Here is a 20,441-nt window from a genome sequence, read left to right on the forward strand (position 1 = left end):
CGGGCAACCATAACCTTGGGTGCGCATGGTCTAGTTGTGGCGATGCCAGTCGCGATGCGCCTCTTCGCCATCCTTTTTCATCTCGTCCAGCGGGTTTGTGTGGGTGACATGGCGCCTGCCTTTGCGGTCCGTCCACTCCCAATTTCCGCTTTCGAGCTGTTTCAGGGTGGATTGAATTTGCTGTTTCTTACGCAGGCGATAGATGATGGCAATGACGATAAACGCCAGCGGCGAAAAGGCCAAAACTTGCAACCAAAGTGGTTCTTCCATGGTCTAACCCTCAATCTCTTAAAACAATATGCGCTTGAGGATGGCAGCCTGCGGTCGCTGGCACCAGTTTTTTCTGAGGCGGCCGCGTTTGCCGGGGCGGTTTGGCGTCACAAATCTTTTACGCAAATCTCGGATGTTTTAGGGCCAAAGCCCTTGCGGATACTGGTCGTCTTACCCGTGATGCCGTAAGGAGCCGCCAGATTTAGAGGCCCAGAATGAAACACAATCGTCATATCGCGCGCGACATTTCCTATGCCTATTCGGCGCAGAGCAAACCGGGCCGCGCGGTGATCCGGATGTTGGAAAATGCCACCGGGCGATTGAGTTTGATCAAGCGCGCCCAAGGCTATGAAGAAGAGGTCAGCGCCGGTCGCGATTTTTGGCAGGTCATGGTCGAACGCTATGGTCTTGAGCTTGAGGTTGTCGGCGGACGCCTTGATAACATTCCAAAATCCGGGCCGGTCATTGCCATCGCCAATCACCCCTATGGCATTTTGGATGGTCTTATGATGGGGCATATCCTCTCGCAGGCGCGCGGTGATTTTCGGATTTTGGCGCATCGGATTTTCCGCAGGGCGGATGAGCTCGACAAGATCATCCTACCGGTCAATTTCGACGAGAGCCGCGAGGCGGTCCAGCAAAACCTAAAGACGCGCAAAGAGTGCCTTGCTTATTTGGGGCAGGGCGGATGTGTGGGCATTTTCCCCGGCGGCACGGTTGCGACGGCGGAAAAACCCTTTGGCACACCGATGGATCCGGGGTGGCGGACGTTTACAGCGCGAATGATATCCAAATCCGATGCGGCGGTGGTGCCGATCTTCTTTGATGGCCATACCTCGCGGTTGTTTCAGGTCGCCAGCCACATGCACACCAACCTTCGGATGGGGCTTTTGATCAAGGAATTTCGCAAACGGGTCGATACACCGGTGCGTGTGTCGATTGGCAAACCGATCCCTCGCGCAAAAATTGACGCATATAGCCGCGATGCGCGGGGATTGATGGATTTCCTGCGCAAATCAACTTATGATCTCTCCCCGAAACCTGTCGTTTCCTACGACTACGGTTTCGAGTTCGAAGAAAAACACAAGTCCCGCGCACAAAGTCGGGACAAAGGCAGAGGGTAGTAACATGGCAGTGGGTATTTTTGATTCCGGGCTGGGAGGATTGACGGTTCTGGATGCGGTGTCCAAGGCGATGCCGGAGGTGCCATTTGTTTACTACGGCGACAATTCCCACGCGCCTTACGGGGTGCGTGATGCGGATGACGTGTACAACTTGACCACGGCGGCGGTGGAACGTTTGTGGGATGAGGGATGTGATCTTGTTATCTTGGCCTGCAATACTGCCTCGGCCGCTGCGTTGCGCCGAATGCAAGAGGCGTGGATTCCGTCGGATAAACGCGTTCTTGGGGTCTTTGTGCCCTTGATCGAGGCGCTGACAGAACGGCAATGGGGCGACAATTCCCCACCGCGCGAAGTGGCGGTGGAACATGTGGCGCTTTTCGCGACCCCGGCCACGGTGCGGTCGCGCGCCTTTCAACGCGAATTGGCGTTTCGCGCCATTGGGGTCGACGTCGAGGCGCAGGCCTGTGGCGGCCTTGTGGACGCGATCGAAGAGGGCGACATGATCTTGGCCGAGGCCCTTGTGCGCAGCCATGTCGATGCGTTGAAACGCAAAATGCCCGACCCGCAGGCGGCGATTTTGGGCTGTACCCATTACCCACTGATGCAGGGGGTATTCCAAGATGCGCTTGGCGCGGATGTCAAAGTCTATTCCCAGGCTGATCTGGTGGCCGCCTCGCTTGAGGATTACCTCAAACGGCACCCGACGATGATCGGATCGGGGCAGACCAGCACGTTTCTAACCACCGGCGACCCCAAAAAAGTATCGGATCACGCAACGCAGTTTTTGCGCCGTGAAATCGTGTTCAACGCGGCCTAATTTTTTGGCGTTTCACGTCACCCGAGCTTGGGCATAGCCGCTCATCAGTTTTAACAGATCGTCCGCTGCGTTTTTCGGAATGCGGTAGGCGATGGCCTTGCGCGACAGGTCAAAGAAGCAATGGTGATTTGCGTTGCTTTTGTGAACGCGCTGATACCCCATCGACCAATCCTTGAAACGACGTTTGCGGGCCGGACCGTGGGATAGGACCTTCATACGGTAGTGACGTGTGTCGTGATAAACATGTTCCAGAACGCTTTGGACTTGCTCGCGGGGGCCTTCGAGGACCTGAAAAAATGTGCTCCCGCAATAGAGAAGCATTCCGGTAACCCCGCGCGCTTTGTTGCGAATACGGGATGTGGCCAGCAGCTCGTCTAGCTCCTGATCCGACATGTGTGACTTTGAATGACTGATATAGATGGCACGAAACATGCGCTCCTCCCTTTTTGCGCCCCCTGATAGATAGCATTTCATTAAAATCTTAATGGTACCTAAGGCCGGGGCAGGGAGGTTAGAATTCCTGGCCGATATCCTTGATCCACCAGCTGTCTTTGCCTTGCCTCGCGATTTCGATGCGTCGGCCTTTGGGGAAACTCTCTAACTCTTTGGCAGGATGCCGAAAACTGGTACCTTCATTGCCCTCAAAATCCTGCCAGATCAGACGCGCCATGGGGCCGTCTTCTTTGGGGGGCCAAGAGCTTTTGGTGCCAACAACCTTGGCGGTCCGCCAGTCACCGTCTTTGCGAACGCGCAGCGCGCCACGGGTTTTCAGGATCGGCCGGGCAAGAAGAACGAGGGTGCAAAACAGCACCGTTAGATTGGACCAAAACAGAAACTTCATGCCACGGCTGGTCTTTTGGTAAAACAGATTAGCGATGCTGGGGTCTTGGTCGTGGTACCAGATTTGCAAGACACTGCCGGGGGTTGCGACCTTGAAAACATTCTGATCCACCGGGTGTCTGAGGCGCATGTTGCGTCCCTCTTGGGTGGTGAAACGCAAATCCAAACTATAGGTAAAGCTTGGCGTGCCGGAGTTACGGTTTTCGGTGACGACATTGTCGATGACGGTCGCGGTGGTGGGCGTCATATGCGTCGCCAAACGGCGTTCCTGAAAGAACAAAACCACCGTGAGAACCAGCGTAACAGACCAAATACAGGCGATGAAGGCCGGAATGATGCCGCCTTGTTTCAAAAACAAAACCCAAGGGGAGGCTGGCGCATAGAAATCTGAATCAGTCATTTGCGTACTTTGGCGCAAGGTTGTGGTCGGCTCAACCTACGGTTTTGCCACAGGCACCATTCGCCGCGCAATTTAGCGGTATTTCACAAAACAAAACGCCCACCGCATAGGGTGGGCGTTTGACGGATCGTTGGGCGAGCGTGTTTACACGTCGTCGCGCAGCGCCTCTTCGAGGATTTTTTCGTTGCGGGCTTCTTCGATGCGGCTGATGCGGTCGCTGTTCATGCGCTGGTCAAACTTGTATTTCACCACATTGATCAAGCTGATGGTCAGCAGAACGATGCCCATGCCCCAGTAGCCTTTGGTCGAGAGCGGCACGTCGACCGACAGCCAGAGCGAAATACCCAGCAGCAGGTAGGCCAGAACAACACCGGCCATGTTGATGAAAAGAATTGAGCTGTTTTCTTTGGTGTCATTGTACATTTTAAATCTCCGATAAACTCGTGGTTGTTTTATTCACAGGTGTTTGTGGCTGAATGATGGTTAACTCATGGATTTGAGGCGGCTCAGCACGTCATTGGCGGTGCTTTTGGAGGCCGGGCCAAAGCCCTGTTCGGCCAAACGGTCGGCGACGTCGCTTTGGTTCAGGCCGCTGTCGATCTCTTTGAGGATTTGACCTTGCTCAAAGGGATCGTCCTTTTGCAGCACCCGTGCGATGAGATCTTCGGCCTCTTCAAAGCTGGTGTCTTTGGCAACATGAGCGTTCAGACGTTTTTGGATTTGCTGTTCTTTTTTGGCGGCGCGGGCGGCGATGGCCCCTTGTTTCAGGTCGATGATCCGGCGATTGGCGGTTTCAACCGATTGGCGCAGCTGTAAAATCCGGGTTTCGAGGCGTTGAACCGTGGTGCGGCGCAGGGTGAGTTCGTTTTCCATGCTGGCGATGGCCTGAGCGGCCTGAGCGGCCAAATCTTCGCGTTCACCTTCGAGGGCCTCTTTGGCGCGGCTCATCAGGTCGGTGATTTTACCTTCTAGGGTGGCCACCTGACGGCTTTCGCCGCGTTCGCGCTGCATCAAGCTGGCGAGAGAATATTTGGCGGCCTTGAGGCTGGCTTCGGCTTCGCGGATTTTTTGATCAATTAATTCAATGCTATAATGGTCGCGGACGTTTTCTTCGGCCCGGGCATTTGCACCAGCAATCAAGGTTTTCAAAGTTCCAAACATGTCGCTCTCCGTTTAAATCGCTTTGTGAACATCGTTCATGAATTTGATATAGCGAGATCGTGAACGGCGTTCAACAAAAAAATGAACAGCGTTCAATCTGACGTGGCGTCACTGAATCCGAGAGAGAACCTGAGCGATCATGACTTCAATCTGATCAAGGGGCACAGCCGAGATGCGTTGTTCGAGCCCCAAGAGCACAATGCCATGCACAGAAGAGAACAAAGCGCGGGTCATCAGGTCGAGCTCGGACTCTGGCATGTCAGGGAACAAGTCGGCCAAGGGTTCGGCGATGTAGGAGAACAAGCCGCCCAAGGCATCAAGGTACCATTGCGGGACGGGGCCGTCGGTGGACATTTCAATGTCAAAGAGGGCGCGCCAAAGAGTGGGTTGATCGGATGCGAAATGCAAATAGGCATGTGACATGGCAATGAGACGGTCGCGGGGGGCGGCCCCGGCGGCCTGGGTCACCGATTGTGCCACGGTTGCGCCAAGGCGGCGAAAGGTGCGGCCGTTGACCTCAAGCACGAGGGCGTTGAGGTCATCAAAATGCGTATAGATCGCCCCGACGGCACAGCCGGCCTCTTTGGCAAGGCTGCGGGCGCGGAGCGAGGACAGGCCTGCCTCTGCGATCTGCGCCTCGGCCAGTTCGATGAGTTTTTCACGCAGGGCGGCTTTGCGGGCTTGGGTTTTTTCCGACATGTCAGGCTTTTCTTGTTGAACGCCGTTCAATGGTATCAGCGCCCGCACCGCGACAAAAGACCAAAGCCGCGCCAAGCCCATTGAATTGCGCCGCCCACGGGGCTATAGCTTCGGTCAAAGGAGATCCTTCATGCCTATGAATACCGTCCCATTCCTGCGACGATGAGCTGAAGAAACCCGGGCGTTTGTTCCCGGACGATGATCTTTGTTTCGGCCAAACGATGGCCACCCCCAACCAGCACGAGCCTTTCTATGTCGCATTCCATCGCCATTATCGGTGCGTCCGGGTATACCGGCGCCGAACTTATCCGGCTGATCGCCACCCATCCCGAGTTTGAGATCAAAGCCCTCGCGGCCAACTCCAAGGCGGGCAAGCCGCTCGCTCAGGTGTTCCCACATCTGCGCCATCTGGAGTTGCCGGATTTGGTCACATGGGAACAGATCGATTATGATCAGATCGACCTGTGTTTTTGCGCGCTACCGCATAAGACCAGCCAAGAGGTGATTTCCAAGCTGCCCAAATCGGTCAAGATTGTCGATCTGTCCGCCGATTTCCGGCTTCGTGATCCGGCGGAGTATGAAAAGTGGTACGGCAACCCGCATTCCGCCGTCGAGATGCAGGGCGAAGCGGTCTATGGCCTAACCGAGTTCTATCGGGATGAGATTGCATCGGCGCGCCTTGTTGCCGGAACCGGCTGTAACGCCGCCACCGGTCAATTTGTTCTGCGGCCTTTGATTGCGGCGGGTGTGATTGATCTTGATGAGATCATTCTTGATCTGCAATGCGGAGTAAGCGGGGCAGGGCGGTCGCTCAAGGAAAACCTGCTTCATGCGGAACTCAGCGAGGGCACCAACGCCTATGCGGTTGGCAGCACGCACCGGCATTTGGGTGAGTTCGATCAAGAGTTCAGCGCCATTGCTGGGCGGGATGTGAAAATTCAGTTCACGCCGCACCTTGGCCCGTTTAATCGCGGTATTTTGGCGACGGCCTATGTGCGTGGCGATGTAGATGCCGTGGAAACGGCCTTGCGCGACGCCTATGCAAATGAACCCTTTGTCGAGGTGTTGCCGCAGGGGGAAACCCCCTCGACGCACCATGTGCGTGGCTCAAATTTTTGCCATATCGGCGTGGTGGCCGACCGCTTGTTCGGTCGGGTGATTGTGGTTGCCGCCTTGGATAACTTGACCAAAGGCAGCTCGGGTCAGGCCTTGCAAAACGCCAACCTGATGCTTGGGGTTGAGGAAACCGCCGGTCTGATGCTGGCGCCTTGTTTTCCTTAATCGCGGACGCCTACGGCGAGTGGGGAGGGGCGCTGCCTCATCCCGAGCAAGCTCGGGCCCCCCGGGATATTTGGGGAAAGAAGAAACCATAGCCGGTTTGCGCAAAGTCAAGGAATCGATGGTTGGGCGCTGGCATAGGATGTGGCAATCTTGGGTGTGACAATTGGGTGCTGCAAATATGTATCTAAGGCACCTATATAGGGACTGTCTGATAAAGCTGGTGGATCGGAAAACGAAATGGCTCTGAAATCACTCAAGAAAAAACGGCGCGTGCAGGTTATCGCCTTGGCCGCGGTGGCCTTGGTCGTGTCAACGGCTTTGATTGGCTATGCAATGCGCGACGGGATCAACTTGTTTCGTTCACCGACGCAAGTGTCAGAAGAGCCACCGGCGGCCAACGAAGTGTTCCGGATCGGCGGTTTGGTCGAAGATGGATCATTGGTGCGCGGCCAGGGCCAGCAGATCAAGTTTAGCGTCACCGATGGCGGGGCGACAATTCCGGTGGTCTTTGACGGCGTCTTGCCCGATCTCTTTGCAGAAAACCAAGGGATGGTTGGCACCGGGCGCTATGTGAACGGCGTGTTTGAGGCGAGTGAAATCCTCGCCAAACACGACGAAAACTATATGCCAAAAGAGGTTGTTGACGCGTTGAAAGAGCAGGGCGTTTACCAAGAACACGGTGAAGGCGACAGCTAAGGCTTGGCGTATCGCGCGGTTCCGGTCATGCCAAATCGCGGGTTTGCGGCAGCAAGATCATCACATGCAATCCGGACGGAAGCGCATTATCTAAAACCAGTGCGCCGCCGGATTGTTTGGCAAAACCAGACACTGCGGATAGCCCGAGGCCAGTTCCGGCCCCGACACCTTTGGTAGTGTAAAAGGGTTCTGAGAGCTTGCTTAGGGTTTCGTCAGAGACACCTGGCCCGGCGTCTTGCACATAGATGCCAATATAGGGCGGGTCAGATTCAGGTTGGCCCGGAGCAGCGGCGGCCCGGCTAAGAACGCGCCGCGCCCCTATTTCGATACGGCCTTCGCCTTGCATCGCATCCTGCGCGTTCAAGCTAAGTTGGATTAGGCAGGTTTCCAGCATGTCGCGATCAACACTGACCTGAAAATCATAGTCCGCGGATTTGATGTCTAGTTCAACTTTGGGGTCCAAAAGGTCGGTGAGGACCGGGTCGAGATCTTTGAGGAAGGTGTCGATTTCCAAGCGAACCGGTTGCAGACGGGTGCGCCCGCTGGAGGCCACCAGCTGTTGTACCGTCAGGGCCGCACGGTCCGCAGCTATCCGGCATTGCTGCATGGCCGATCGGCGTTCATCGGGGTCATCCAGCAGCTCAAAGAGCTCAAGATTGCCCATGATGGCGGTGATTTGGTTGTTGAAGTCATGCGCCACGCCCCCGACAAATTGGTTCAAAGCGCGGGCTTTTTGGGCCTGCGCATAGCGCCGTTCGGCCACGCGCCGGGCGGCCTGTCGGCGAAGTTCCACGTCTTGGGCTCTGAAAAACAGATAAGTGACCAGCACGCAGAACCCCAGCAAGACCGCGTGGTCTAGAAAGAAATCTAGCTTGGGAAGTGAGATGTAGAATATCCACGCGCACCCGGCCGCGAAGAATCCCGTGTCTATCATGAGGACATCGGATGTCGGGTTTTCGCGTTGTATGGCGTAAAGAACAGTTCCCAATAGCGCAAAAACCGCTGGCATGTACATTGATGGGCTAGGCCAAGTGAGAAGGTATAATGGCACGGAGAGAAAAATAGCTGTGCCAATAGAATAGAGCACCAATGCCAATTGAAATCGACGCATGGAGTATTTGCGACGACGCGGGTCAATAACACGGAAATAGATCGCCTGTTGTATCAGGTAAAGACCGAGCCAGGCAATAAACAGGGCGCTTCCCGTCACAAGCGACAAGGCAATAGCGGCAAACACAACGCCCCCCATCCGAACGATAACCTCGGATTTGGTTCCATAATCCGCACGGTATAGTCTTATCAGTCGTGCAGAGGTTTCATTTGGCATGGGCGATACGTTCATATTGGGTGCTCGTTCAAAACCTGTACCATTGGACCGGTTTGAGCAAGGCTTGGGTTTTAATCAAAGGTATAGTTTAGGTCAGTTGTACAGAACAATGGACGAGGTAACGTTAGGTTTGTTCGCGAATTGCGTCCGAGCAGTAAAGGTACATTTCAAAAGTTCATTTTCGTAGCTCTGAGTATCGTCGATTGACGTTCTTCGATAAGGCGAGCTGAAGTTTTCGGGCTTCCTGATTGATTGTCGAAGGTGACAGTTTTGAACCGATCAGTTTAGTTTTTCGAATCGCGTTTATTCACAATCGATGGTCATTTTGTCCAAAGAGGTGGAATTACGGCCAGAGTCATTTCACACTCTTGCGACGGATCAATTTAAATTGGGGGCGCGTGAGGGTAAAATGAAAAAAGGCGACCAATTGGCCGCCTTTTCGAGATGCTTTTCAAGACCTGATTATCTCAGAATAGAACGTCCTGCATATTCAGCTGTCTCTTCCAACATTTCTTCAATGCGGATCAGCTGATTGTATTTGGCCAACCGGTCAGACCGCGCCAAAGAGCCGGTTTTGATTTGACCGCAATTGGTGGCCACAGCCAGATCGGCAATGGTTGCGTCTTCGGTTTCACCGGAGCGGTGCGACATTACATTGGTGAAACGGGCGCGATGGGCCATATCCACGGCTTTCAATGTTTCAGTCAACGAACCGATCTGGTTGACCTTGACCAGCATCGAGTTGGCGCAGCCGCGCTCGATCCCTTGGGCCAGACGCTCTGGGTTGGTGACAAAGAGATCGTCGCCTACCAGCTGAACCTTGTCGCCGATGGCGTCCATCAGGGCTTTCCAGCCGTCCCAGTCGTCTTCTCCCATACCGTCTTCGATCGAGATGATCGGATAGTCGTTGACGAGCGCCTGAAGATAGGCGGCGTTTTCTTCGCTGCTCAGGGTCTTGCCTTCGCCGGACAGAACATATTTGCCATCTTTGTAATACTCAGTTGCGGCACAATCGAGCGCGAGGTGAATGTCATCACCGGGCTTGTAGCCAGCTTTTTCGATGGCTTTCAGGATGAAATCCAAAGCGTCGCGGGTGCTTGACAGGTTGGGGGCAAAGCCACCTTCGTCGCCAACACCGGTGGCGAGACCCGCGGCAGAAAGCTCTTTTTTCAGAGTGTGGAAGACTTCGGACCCCATACGCACGGCGTCACGGATGTTTTCCGCAGCCACCGGCATGATCATGAATTCCTGAATGTCGATTGGGTTATCGGCGTGCTCGCCGCCGTTGATGATGTTCATCATCGGAACCGGCAGAACGCGGGCCGAGGTGCCACCGATATAGCGATAAAGCGGCTGGCCGGTGAATTCGGCGGCGGCTTTGGCGGTTGCCATGGACACGCCGAGAATGGCGTTGGCGCCAAGGCGGCTTTTGTTTGGGGTGCCGTCAAGCTCGATCATCGACATATCGATGGCGACCTGTTCGGTGGCGTCAAAGCCAAGGATGGCTTCGGCGATTTCGCCGTTCACGGCGGCAACGGCTTCTAGAACGCCTTTGCCCATGTAACGCGCCTTGTCGCCATCGCGACGCTCAACCGCCTCGTAGGCACCGGTCGAGGCCCCGGATGGAACCGCTGCGCGCCCCATGGACCCGTCTTCGAGTGTGACGTCAACTTCGACGGTGGGATTGCCGCGGCTATCGAGGATCTCGCGGGCGTGAATATCAATGATGGTGCTCATGGGTTATCCCTCAGGCATTGAAATTTGCTTGTCTCATAACAGGCTGACCGGGAAAGGCAACGGAATCGTTACCGCTAACAGTAGGGCGATGCCCAAGGTTGCGCTAACGTGTTGCGCTAACGGACGGGATTTTTGTTGGTGGGGCTTACGTTACGGCGGCAATGAGGCGCTGGCTGAGAGATGGGGAGAGTATCGTAGATCAATACGGATGTTTATGAGCCACGTGTTTGGTGCCTGATCTGCCGCTCTGATAGATTGTCGGTTTTGTGTGGATGTGGCGCGCGCGACCCGGATCAGGCCCGAACGGCACGGGCCATTTGCGCCTCTCGCAAGAAGCTATAGATGCCAGCCGCCAAAACCAGCGCCGCGCCAAACAGGGTGTAATTGTCAGGTCGCTCGGCAAAGAACATGACACCCAAACTCGTGGTGAATAGCAGCCGAGTGTATCGGAACGGGGCAACGATGGAGACGGGGGCCATGCGCATTGCCGCCGTCACAGCCAAATAGCCAAAGGCGGTGAAGAGAACCGCGCCAAGAATGTGGAGCAAGGCGATGGGTTCGGCGGTTAATGGCATCGTTTCAAACATATAGACACCAAGGCCTACCGGGATTGTCGAAGCAAACCCCCAGGCGGACATGGTCAGCGCCGGTATGTGCGCCGGGGCCAGCCGCGTGACAAGATCGCGTCCGGCAAGACCAGATACCCCCATAACCGCGAAGAGCTCCCAGCCCGAAAAGGATGCCCCCAAGGGGCGGATCACAATCAGCATGCCGGTTAGTCCGACCAATACAGCGGCCCAGCGACGCCAGCCAACCTTTTCGCCCAAAAACAGTGCTGCACCAAGAATGGTGATCAGCGGAGCGACCTGCATAATGGCGGCAAAGATCGACAGGGGGACGTGCGTAATCCCGACGATCAAGCCAATTGCGCCAATGATTTCAAAGCCGTTGCGCACCACGACCATCGGGTGCCAGAACTCTTTGGACCATACGGTAAGGCCGCGCATCCGGGCCATGGCCAAGAAGAGGAGGGTGCCCCCAGTGCTAAGCAGGAACATGATTTGGCCCATCGGCGCGCGTTGGCCCGACAGTTTGATAAACGCATCGCTGAGCGCCAAGAGCGCCATGGCCACCACCATGATGGCAATTGCACGAAGCGCCATCAGGTGATCACGGTCGGGCGTTTGCGGCCTGTGCGTTCAACGATCATGGCCAATTTGTCAGCGGCTTGAATAACCGGGGCCAGCGCCTCTTGGGCGTCCTGTCCGAGATCATCGGTGGCATAGGTTTCCAGATAGACACGCAGGGTGGCCCCAACGGTTCCGGTGCCCGACAGGCGAAAGACGACCCGAGCGCCGCCGTGGAAATGAATGCGGATGCCTTGGGCTTCGGTGCGCGAGCCATCAATCGGATCATCATAGGCAAATTCATCGGCCGCCTGCACGCGCAGGCCCGCAACGATGGTGTCGGGCAGGGTGGATAATTTGGCGCGCAGCCCCTGCATCAGGTCATTGGCAATACCGCCATCGATGCCTTCGTAATCGTGGCGGGAATAGTAATTGCGCCCATAGGTTTGCCAATGTTCGCCCATCAGATCGGCCACCGAACATTTGCGCACGGCCAGAACGTTGAGCCAGAACAACACCGCCCAAAGCCCGTCTTTTTCGCGCACGTGGTCCGAGCCGGTGCCGGCACTTTCTTCGCCACACAGGGTGGCGCGGCCCGCATCCAGAAGGTTGCCAAAGAATTTCCAACCGGTCGGGGTTTCGTGGCATTCAATCCCAAGCTTATCGGCGACGCGATCCAGCGCCAGCGAGGTCGGCATTGACCGCGCAACGCCGCTAAGCCCGCCCTTGTAAGCGGGGACAAACGTGGCATTGGCCGCCATCGCCGCAAGGCTATCGGACGGGGTGACATAGATGCCGCGCCCCATAATCATATTGCGATCGCCGTCACCGTCGCTTGCCGCGCCAAAATCGGGGCCGTCGACATGCATCATGGTATCAACAAGATCCTTGGCCCAGATCGGGTTGGGATCTGGGTGACCCTGACCAAAGTCGGGCAGGGGAATGGCATTCACAACACTGCCTTTGTCGGCCCCAAGGCGGTTTTCCAAAATCAGTTTGGCGTAGGGGCCGGTGATGGCGTGCATGGCGTCAAAGCGCATGCGAAAACCGGATTTGAACAGATCGGCGATTGCGTCAAAGTCGAAAATCTCTTCCATCAGCGCGGCATAATCGGCCACCGGATCGACAACTTCGACCTCCATGCGCCCAAGCTGGGCGATCCCGGTTAAGGACAGGTCGACATCGGGCGTGTCCATCGTGCGATAGGCGCTGATTTCTTCGGTGGCGGTGTGAATGGCCGAGGTGACCGATTCCGGAGCCGGGCCGCCATTGGCGATGTTGTATTTGACACCAAAATCCCCATCTGGCCCACCGGGATTATGGCTCGCCGATAGGATAATGCCGCCATCGGCCTTGCGTTTGCGGATCAGGTGCGAGGCGGCAGGCGTCGAGAGCAAGCCGTTTTGACCCACAATCACCCGCGCCGCGCCATTGGCCGAGGCCATGCGCAAAACGATCTGGATCGCGTCGGTATTAAAGAAGCGGCCATCGCCGCCTAGCACAAAGGTTTTGCCCTGTGCGCCGCCGATCCCAGTCCAGATCGATTGGATGAAATTTTCAAGGAAATGAGGCTCTTGAAAGACGCGGGTCTTTTTGCGCAGACCCGATGTTCCGGGTTTTTGGTTGGCGATTGGGGTGGTCTTAATCGGGGTAACAGACATGCAAAGGGCCTCAGACGGCAAATATCATTTGCGTCGAGGTATCGCCGGGTTTCGGGGGCTTTGCAAGGGAGGCGTCGTCTATGGGCCTTGGGGCTTAAGTGGACAGCCCCATCTTTTCCGCCAAATGCCCCGCGCAACCGGCCAGCGGCGCATAATCATCGGTCATCAAATGCACCGGAAATTGCGCCATGTAGTCACTAAACCGACCCTTGTCGGCAAAGGCTTCGGCAAAGCCAAGGTCAAGCAGATGCGGCCCGACATGGCGCATAACCCCGCCAACCAGATAAATACCCCCAAAGGGTAGGGTGATCAGGGCGGTGTCACTGGCGTAGCGGCCAACAAAGCGGGTGAACATACGCAGGGTTCGAACGGCGCGATCCTCACCTTCGCCAAAGGCCGCCATGATTTGGGCGGCTTCAAGCGGGTCACCTTCGCCATCTTCGCGGCAATGAAAAGCGTAAAGCCGTTCCAACCCGCGACCAGAGAGGGTTTCCTCAAAACCCGGAGTGCCGTGGCTTTCGGCGATCCAATCGCGCAAACGCAATTCCTGGGCCGTTTGCACAGGGAGCGAAATATGCCCGGCCTCGGCCGGTGGCACGGTGGTTTGGCCGTGGCTATGATAGACGGGGGCGATGTTGAGTCCGGTGCCGACATTCACAACCAAACGCACGGCCAAAGACGACCCGCTGGCATTTTGACCCGGCAAAACGGTTTGCAAACTATCGGGACCGACATGGGCCAGGGCATGACCCATGGCTTGTAAGTCATTGAGAACGGAAACAGTTTTCGCGCCGGTGGTGTCCGCCAAAGCGGTGGATTCGACCCGCCAATCGAGATTGGTGAGCTCCCCCACACCCTCATGCACAGGGCCAGCCATATCAATACAAACCGCATCGGGCGTTTCGCCCAACTCAGTCAAGTAACGCTCCAAGATCGGCTCAATCCCGGTGTTTTCGGCATTGCGAAACCGGCGAATGGTGTCATGGCGCACCTGAGTGCCGCTTGTCAAAGCGACACGGGTGTTTGTCCCACCAATATCGGCAACGACGGCTGTGAATTTGGTCATGTTAGCGCTCTCAAGGCTTGCTTTAGCGCGTGGTACGATGATTTTGGCGTTCGCTCAAGGGTTTCAAAGTCAACATGCACCAAACCAAAGCGCTTTTCATAGCCCAAAGCCCATTCATAGTTGTCCAAAAGCGACCACAAAAAATATCCCTGAACGGGAACGCCATCGGCGATGGCACGTTGGACCTGCACGATATGGTCATCGATAAAATCAATCCGATCCGGGTCATCACAGCGACCATTGGCAAGGGTGTCGGGCGCGGCCATGCCGTTTTCGGTGACAAAGAGCGGCAGATCGCCAGTGTAGTCGTCGCGGGTGCGTTTGAGGAATTTATAAAGACCCTCGGGATAGATTTCCCAATCCATAAAGGTCTTGGGCAAGGGGCCTTCAACCTCGGTCAACGAAGGCCAAGGGTCTGAGGGCGCGGGGGCGATCAATTTGCGGGTGTAATAGTTCAAGCCACACCAATCCACCGGTGTGGTGATGGTGGCGAAATCATCCTGCCACCCTTTGGGTAGATGCGGCTCGAGCCCGGCGAGAACATTGTCGGGGTAGGCCCCGTTGAAGACGCCGCCAAGGAACCAACGATTGTAGATGCCATCATACAGCGCGGCTTTTTCGGCGGCGTCGGGGCTTTGGTCGGCAGGGTCGGCCCATTCGAAGTTGAAGACAGCCCCAAGGTTGGTCATGCCCAAACCGCGCATTGCTTGAATGGCGGTGCCATGGGCAAGCAAGACGTGATGCATGGCGCGGGCTGTGGCGCGGATGTCGCGCAGGCCGGGCGCGTGATGGCCCAAGAAATGGCTAAGCCAAGCCACGCACCACGGTTCGTTGATCGGGGCAACGGAATACATCCGGTCGCCGATCCGCCCCATGATTGTTTCGGTGTAATCGCCAAACCATTTGGCTATGTCGCCATTGCGCCAGCCACCCTGATCTGCAAGCGTTGAAGGCAATTCCCAATGGTACAGAGTCGCACAGGGTTTTAGCCCGCGTTCCAACATCGCATCGGTCAATCGGTCGTAAAAATCCAGTCCCTCGGGATTGGCGGTTTTGCCATCGGGCATCACCCGCGCCCAAGATGTCGAAAAGCGGTAGCAATCAAACCCAGCGGCCTTGATCAAATCAAGGTCTGCCTCATAGCGGTGGTAGTGATCACAGGCCACCGCACCATGTTCAGCGCGCACAACATTACCGGGGGTGGCGGCGAAATCATCCCAATGGGTGCGCCCGGCACCGCCAAATCCATGCCCTTCGATTTGGTAGCTTGAGGTTGCGACCCCAAAGAGAAAGTCCTCTGGGAAATCAGAGCGTTGAAACTTCATGTTAATTCTCTACTTTAGGGGGTTTTGCCGCTATGTCAGTGGTCTTTTGGGGCGGGGCCGGTTGAGGTGCCAATGATCAACTCGGCTTCTATAATTTCATGCATGGGGCCCGCAGATGGATCGCGGATAAGATCAAGCAATAACTCTCCGGCGCGAATGCCTGCTTCGCGAACAGAGGAGCGGGTGGCGGTGAAAATCGGCACGTCGTGACCGTTCTTCAAATAGCCTAAATCGTCGTCATGGGTGATGATCGACACATCGCGCCCCATCACCAAACCGGCGCTTTCAATGGCGCGTCGTACACCGATGGCGGTGATCATCGATGAGGTCAAAAAGGCGGTGGGTGGATTGTCGAGCCGCAGCATGTCGGTGGCGCTTAGGAACCCGTTGCTTTCGGTCATTTCCTTGGAACACATCAGCTCTGGATCAAGCGACAGATCGCGCGTCTCGAGGGCTCCGCGATAGGCCTCACGACGTCGAAAGGCGTAGTCCATAAATTCGAGACCGTTCATCAGGGCGATGCGTTTGTGCCCGAGATCTAGCAGGAATTCGGTGGCGCGGCGAAAGGCGCGCGAGTTGTTGGTGTCGAGCCAGCTATAGGGAATATCTATGTTTGAGGCGCGGCCATGCACCACAAACGGCATGTTGAGTTCCGTCAAAAGCGCGATGCGCGGGTCGTCCATGGTCGGGCCATGTACGATAATCCCATCGACATTTCGCCGCGCACAGATGTCGCGATAAAGCTGTTCCTGGCTTTGGTCATCGACCAAGCTCAGCATCATTTCATAACCCGCAGCCGAATAGGCGGCCCCGGCTCCGGCGATGAAATCCCCGAAAACCGGGTTCACCATCTCGTGCTGGGTCGACACGGGGATCACGTGGCCGATGGCGTGGGCGCGCCCCAAAGCAAGGCCCTTGGCGCGGGCATTGGGGCTGTAATTCAACTCACGCGCAGCCTTTTGAACCCGTTCGCGGGTCTTCTCACTCACCTCGGGATAGCCGTTTAGAGCCCGGCTAACCGTGGTCTGGGAGAGGTTGAGATGTTCTGACAGTTTCTTCAGGTTCATCCCTCATTAAGGGTCAAAGCGCTTCGGATTTGTCAAGTGCACTTTGCGTTTTTTGCATATCGAGGGAATGGGGCAGAAGCGCTGACCAACTGGTAAAATCCAATAATACTTGGCTTTGGTGCTTGACAGGATAGGGCGACTCGGATCAGTTTGAGGCATTCAAAGCGCTTTGAAGACGGCTGCCCAATACAACTTTGGCGGCCAAAGCGCATGAGTAAGGACACGCGCCCAACGCGGCGTGATCAACCGGGAGGATCGTCCATGAGGAAATCATTTTATCTAGGTGCGGCTGCGGCTGCGCTGATCGCAGGCTCGGCCGGGGCCGAACAATTGACCATCGCAGGCCCATGGATTGGCGCGGATGAAGAGCAGGTTCAAAAAGTGCTCGACGTGTTCCGTGAGCAGTCTGGCATCGATGTCAGCTATGTCGGTTCCGACAGCTTTGAGCAGCAGATCATCATCGACGCAGAAGCCGGCTCTGCCCCCAATATCGCCGTGTTCCCACAGCCCGGTCTGGCGGCGGATATGGCATCGCGCGGGTTCCTGTCACCACTGGCGGATGGTACCGGCGATTGGATCAAGGAAAACTATGCGGCGGGTCAGTCTTGGGTTGATCTTGGCACCTATGCCGACAAAGCGGGTAACGACAACCTCTATGGGTTCTTCTACAAGGTTGATCTGAAATCTCTGGTTTGGTTCGTGCCAGAGAATTTTGAGGATGCGGGCTATGACGTGCCGACATCCATGGAAGACCTGAAAGCGTTGAGCGATCAGATCGTTGCCGATGGTGGCACGCCATGGTGCATTGGTCTGGGATCAGGCGGCGCAACCGGCTGGCCAGCAACCGATTGGGTCGAAGACTTGTTGCTTCGCACCCAGACGCCAGATGTCTATGATGGCTGGGTCAAGAATGAGATCCCATTCACCGATGAGCGCATCGTAGCGGCGATTGACGAATTTGGGGCCTTTGCCCGCAAAGACGAATATGTCGCCGGTGGTGCCGGGGCCGTGGCCTCGACCGATTTCCGCGATAGCCCCAAAGGCATGTTCGCCTCACCACCACAGTGCTACATGCACCGTCAGGCGTCGTTCATTCCGGCCTTCTTCCCCGAAGGAACCGTTGTTGGCGAAGACGCTGATTTCTTCTACTTCCCATCCTATGCAAGCAAAGAGTTGGGCAACCCGGTTCTTGGTGCGGGCACCCTTTGGGCGATCACCAACGACAGCCCAGAAGCGCATAAGTTTGTGGAATTCCTCCAGTCCACCGAAGCGCATGAAACATGGATGGCCCAAAAAGGCTTCCTCACTCCGCACAAGGGTGTGAACCCGGATGCATTTAGCGATCCGACGCTGAAAAAGATGAACGAAATCCTGTTGGGGGCCACCACCTTCCGCTTTGACGGCTCTGACCTGATGCCCGGCGGTGTTGGCGCAGGATCGTTCTGGACCGGAATGGTTGACTATGCCGGTGGTAAACCCGCCGCAGACGTCGCCGGTGAAATCCAGTCCAGCTGGGACGCTTTGAAGTAAGCGCACCACTCACGGGGGCCCCGGCGCAAGTTGTGTTGCCGGGGCCTTTTTCGTACACTCAGTGTACTTCGCCCGTCTTGATCCCGGTCTTTGCTGACAAGGGGCAAGGCCTCTGCCCGTGACTTCGGCGCACGGGAATCCTGTCAAAAAGGGAGGGCATCATGCATCCAGCACTGTTGGGCATTTTCACAATTGCCATCGGGGTAGGGGGCTGCGTCACCTATTACTTCAGCTCAAATTGGATTTTGGACAACCTTTTGTATCCGGCCAAAGGGCCGAATGCCGGGCGCAATATCAACCGCGCCAATATGATCCGGCCTTGGTTGTTCCTGTTTCCGGCCCTTGTGGCACTGGGCCTTTATCTGGCCTATCCGGTGTTTGAAACTTTGCGCCTGTCGCTGACCGATCGCGATCAGGATGGGGCCTTTGTTGGTCTGGCGAACTACAAACAGATGTTCAGCGAGCCAAAGTTCTGGGAAGCGATGCGCAACAATATGCTGTGGCTGATTGTTGTTCCCGCGATGTCGACCATGTTCGGCCTTTTGGTGGCCCAGCTGACCGACCGGATCAAATGGGGCAATCTGGCCAAATCCTTGATCTTTATGCCAATGGCGATTTCCTTTGTCGGTGCGGCGGTGATTTGGAAGCTTGTCTATGATGCGCGTCCTGAAGGCACCGAACAGATCGGGGTTCTGAACGCCATCTATGTCTGGTTTAGCGGTGGAGCCCCGCAACAATGGCTTACCCTACCGATTTGGAACAACTTTTTCCTGATGGTGGTTTTGATTTGGATTCAGACCGGTTTTGCTATGGTGATACTGTCCGCCGCGCTTCGTGGCATTCCCGAAGAAACCATCGAAGCGGCGATTGTCGATGGGGCCAACCCGATCCAGATTTTCTTTAAGATCAAAGTGCCGCAAATCAAGGCGACGATCATGGTGGTTTGGACAACGATCACTTTGGTTGTGCTCAAGGTCTTTGACATCGTGTTTGCGATGACCAATGGCCAATGGGAAACTCAGGTTTTGGCCAACTACATGTATGACAAACTGTTCCGGTCGTTTGACTGGGGTGTTGGCTCAGCTTCGGCGATGATCATCATGTTGCTGGTCACGCCGATCCTTGTCTGGAACGTGCACAACGCCCGCAAGGAGATGCGCTGATGGATAACATTGCTGGCACAAAAAGTTCGCTCACCTGGGCGGTCCACATCTCGGTTGCGGTTCTGGTTGCGCTTTGGCTTTTCCCGACGGTTGGGCTCTTTGTGTCCTCGTTTCGAACGGCGGATCAAATCTCGACCTCGGGTTGGTGGAAATCTTTGTTCCCGTCCGAACAAAACCTCACCATTCGGACCGCCGGACCCGATGCTCAGGGTCCTGATGGGCCGCTTTTCGTCATCGAGGGCAACCTGTTTGACGGCAAAGATGCCGAGATCAGCGTTTGGGGAATTTCGTCGCGCGCCATTGCCGATTTTGTGCCCGGCGACACCGCCGAGTTGAAAAAGGGCGGGCGCGTCACCGTGCAGGCCAATGGCGATTATCGCATGGAAAACGAAGAGGAATTTACCGGGTCGCGGGGCATTCGTATCTTTGTCACCGCCGAACAACCGCCCGAGTTTACCACTGAAAACTACCACAACATGTTGCTTGATCCCAAGAATGTGGACGGTATGGCCAAGGCGTTTTTCAACACGCTGACCGTGACCATTCCGGCAACGATCATCCCCATCGTGGTGGCGGCCTTTGCGGCCTATGCCTTGGCTTGGATGGATTTTCCGGGACGGGCGCTTTTGATTGCTTGTATCGTGGCGCTCTTGGTTGTGCCGTTGCAATTGGCGCTTATCCCCCTGCTGAAATTCCACCTTGGGATTGGGATTGGCAAAGGGTATTTGGGAACGTGGTTTGCCCATACCGGCTTTGGATTGCCCTTGGCGATCTACCTATTGCGCAACTACATGGTCGGCCTGCCGCGGGACATCATTGAAAACGCGCGAGTAGATGGGGCGACGGAGTTCCAGATCTTTACCAAGATCATTCTGCCGCTCAGCTTTCCGGCGCTCGCGTCTTTTGCGATCTTCCAATTCCTGTGGACATGGAACGATCTTTTGGTGGCCAAAGTCTTCCTGATCGATAGTTCAGGCCAGACCACGGTGATGACCGCGCAGATTGTCGAGCTTTTGGGCACGCGCGGCGGCAATTGGGAAATCCTTGCCACGGCGGCCTTTGTTTCAATCGCAGTGCCCTTGGGCGTCTTCTTTGCAATGCAGAAATACCTCGTGCGCGGCCTCTTGGCCGGGTCGGTGAAATAGGATGG

At 56.0% G+C, this 20,441-nt stretch carries 20 protein-coding genes; 7 read left to right on the top strand and 13 right to left on the bottom strand.

The window, feature by feature from the left end; genetic code table 11:
* Positions 1–30 precede the first annotated feature (30 nt).
* Positions 31–270: a hypothetical protein gene (locus Q1A43_RS18970; RefSeq protein WP_299921387.1), complete on the bottom strand. Its 240-nt coding sequence runs from the start codon at positions 268–270 to the stop codon at positions 31–33.
* A 215-nt stretch (positions 271–485) separates the two neighbouring features.
* Between Q1A43_RS18970 and Q1A43_RS18975 the strand changes: the two genes are divergently transcribed.
* Together Q1A43_RS18975 and murI are read left to right on the top strand one after the other, a co-directional pair.
* Positions 486–1,394, top strand: coding sequence for a lysophospholipid acyltransferase family protein (locus tag Q1A43_RS18975; RefSeq protein WP_299937812.1), 909 nt, complete (start codon positions 486–488; stop codon positions 1,392–1,394).
* A gap of 4 nt (positions 1,395–1,398) precedes the next feature.
* Positions 1,399–2,211, top strand: a complete 813-nt coding sequence (murI, locus tag Q1A43_RS18980) for a glutamate racemase (protein ID WP_299921390.1) — start codon at positions 1,399–1,401, stop codon at positions 2,209–2,211.
* A 12-nt stretch (positions 2,212–2,223) separates the two neighbouring features.
* Here the strand turns inward: murI and Q1A43_RS18985 are convergent, their stop codons facing one another.
* The 5 genes from Q1A43_RS18985 to Q1A43_RS19005 all read right to left on the bottom strand — a co-directional run bounded on the left by Q1A43_RS18985 (position 2,224) and on the right by Q1A43_RS19005 (position 5,311).
* On the bottom strand, positions 2,224–2,643 hold the full coding sequence (locus tag Q1A43_RS18985; RefSeq protein ID WP_299921392.1) for a BLUF domain-containing protein: 420 nt from the start codon (positions 2,641–2,643) through the stop codon (positions 2,224–2,226).
* Between the two features lie 79 nt (positions 2,644–2,722).
* Complete coding sequence (locus tag Q1A43_RS18990; protein ID WP_299937814.1) at positions 2,723–3,451, bottom strand: DUF3592 domain-containing protein; 729 nt, start codon at positions 3,449–3,451, stop codon at positions 2,723–2,725.
* Between the two features lie 144 nt (positions 3,452–3,595).
* On the bottom strand, positions 3,596–3,874 hold the full coding sequence (locus Q1A43_RS18995; protein WP_299921396.1) for a hypothetical protein: 279 nt from the start codon (positions 3,872–3,874) through the stop codon (positions 3,596–3,598).
* Positions 3,875–3,934: 60 nt separating this feature from the next.
* Entirely contained in the window at positions 3,935–4,612 is a 678-nt protein-coding gene (locus Q1A43_RS19000; protein WP_299937816.1) for a PspA/IM30 family protein, read from the bottom strand.
* Between the two features lie 108 nt (positions 4,613–4,720).
* On the bottom strand, positions 4,721–5,311 hold the full coding sequence (locus tag Q1A43_RS19005; RefSeq protein ID WP_299937882.1) for a TetR/AcrR family transcriptional regulator: 591 nt from the start codon (positions 5,309–5,311) through the stop codon (positions 4,721–4,723).
* A gap of 252 nt (positions 5,312–5,563) precedes the next feature.
* On the opposite strand from Q1A43_RS19005, the gene argC reads away from it, so the two are divergent.
* Both argC and ccmE read left to right on the top strand, forming a co-directional pair.
* Entirely contained in the window at positions 5,564–6,592 is a 1,029-nt protein-coding gene (gene argC / locus Q1A43_RS19010; RefSeq protein WP_299937818.1) for an N-acetyl-gamma-glutamyl-phosphate reductase, read from the top strand.
* Between the two features lie 237 nt (positions 6,593–6,829).
* Complete coding sequence (ccmE, locus tag Q1A43_RS19015) at positions 6,830–7,288, top strand: cytochrome c maturation protein CcmE (protein ID WP_299921402.1); 459 nt, start codon at positions 6,830–6,832, stop codon at positions 7,286–7,288.
* A 25-nt stretch (positions 7,289–7,313) separates the two neighbouring features.
* Here ccmE and Q1A43_RS19020 read toward each other — a convergent pair whose 3' ends face one another.
* The 7 genes from Q1A43_RS19020 to Q1A43_RS19050 form a co-directional block, all read right to left on the bottom strand.
* Positions 7,314–8,630, bottom strand: a complete 1,317-nt coding sequence (locus tag Q1A43_RS19020; RefSeq protein WP_299937820.1) for an ATP-binding protein — start codon at positions 8,628–8,630, stop codon at positions 7,314–7,316.
* Between the two features lie 447 nt (positions 8,631–9,077).
* A complete protein-coding gene (gene eno / locus Q1A43_RS19025; protein WP_299937823.1) occupies positions 9,078–10,352 on the bottom strand; it encodes a phosphopyruvate hydratase in 1,275 nt (424 codons plus the stop codon).
* Positions 10,353–10,645: 293 nt separating this feature from the next.
* Complete coding sequence (locus tag Q1A43_RS19030; RefSeq protein WP_299921407.1) at positions 10,646–11,515, bottom strand: DMT family transporter; 870 nt, start codon at positions 11,513–11,515, stop codon at positions 10,646–10,648.
* Positions 11,515–13,140, bottom strand: coding sequence for an alpha-D-glucose phosphate-specific phosphoglucomutase (locus Q1A43_RS19035; RefSeq protein WP_299937825.1), 1,626 nt, complete (start codon positions 13,138–13,140; stop codon positions 11,515–11,517). Before Q1A43_RS19035 ends, Q1A43_RS19030 begins: the two co-directional genes overlap by 1 nt.
* Before the next feature lie 94 nt (positions 13,141–13,234).
* Entirely contained in the window at positions 13,235–14,206 is a 972-nt protein-coding gene (locus Q1A43_RS19040) for an ROK family protein (protein ID WP_299937827.1), read from the bottom strand.
* Positions 14,203–15,531 carry a GH1 family beta-glucosidase gene (locus tag Q1A43_RS19045; protein ID WP_299937830.1) on the bottom strand — a complete coding sequence of 443 codons (1,329 nt, stop codon included), beginning with the start codon at positions 15,529–15,531 and terminating at the stop codon, positions 14,203–14,205. The genes Q1A43_RS19040 and Q1A43_RS19045 overlap by 4 nt, the downstream gene beginning before the upstream one ends.
* Positions 15,532–15,566: 35 nt before the next feature.
* Positions 15,567–16,598 carry a substrate-binding domain-containing protein gene (locus tag Q1A43_RS19050; RefSeq protein WP_299921414.1) on the bottom strand — a complete coding sequence of 344 codons (1,032 nt, stop codon included), beginning with the start codon at positions 16,596–16,598 and terminating at the stop codon, positions 15,567–15,569.
* A gap of 261 nt (positions 16,599–16,859) precedes the next feature.
* Here Q1A43_RS19050 and Q1A43_RS19055 point away from each other — a divergent pair, with 261 nt between their 5' ends.
* The 3 genes from Q1A43_RS19055 to Q1A43_RS19065 all read left to right on the top strand — a co-directional run bounded on the left by Q1A43_RS19055 (position 16,860) and on the right by Q1A43_RS19065 (position 20,436).
* Complete coding sequence (locus tag Q1A43_RS19055; RefSeq protein WP_299921416.1) at positions 16,860–18,128, top strand: ABC transporter substrate-binding protein; 1,269 nt, start codon at positions 16,860–16,862, stop codon at positions 18,126–18,128.
* A 161-nt stretch (positions 18,129–18,289) separates the two neighbouring features.
* A complete protein-coding gene (locus Q1A43_RS19060; RefSeq protein WP_299921417.1) occupies positions 18,290–19,291 on the top strand; it encodes a carbohydrate ABC transporter permease in 1,002 nt (333 codons plus the stop codon).
* Positions 19,291–20,436, top strand: a complete 1,146-nt coding sequence (locus Q1A43_RS19065; protein WP_299937833.1) for a carbohydrate ABC transporter permease — start codon at positions 19,291–19,293, stop codon at positions 20,434–20,436. The genes Q1A43_RS19060 and Q1A43_RS19065 overlap by 1 nt, the downstream gene beginning before the upstream one ends.
* The last annotated feature ends 5 nt before the right edge of the window (positions 20,437–20,441 follow it).

This window comes from uncultured Pelagimonas sp. (assembly GCF_947498515.1).
GTDB lineage: Bacteria > Pseudomonadota > Alphaproteobacteria > Rhodobacterales > Rhodobacteraceae > Pelagimonas.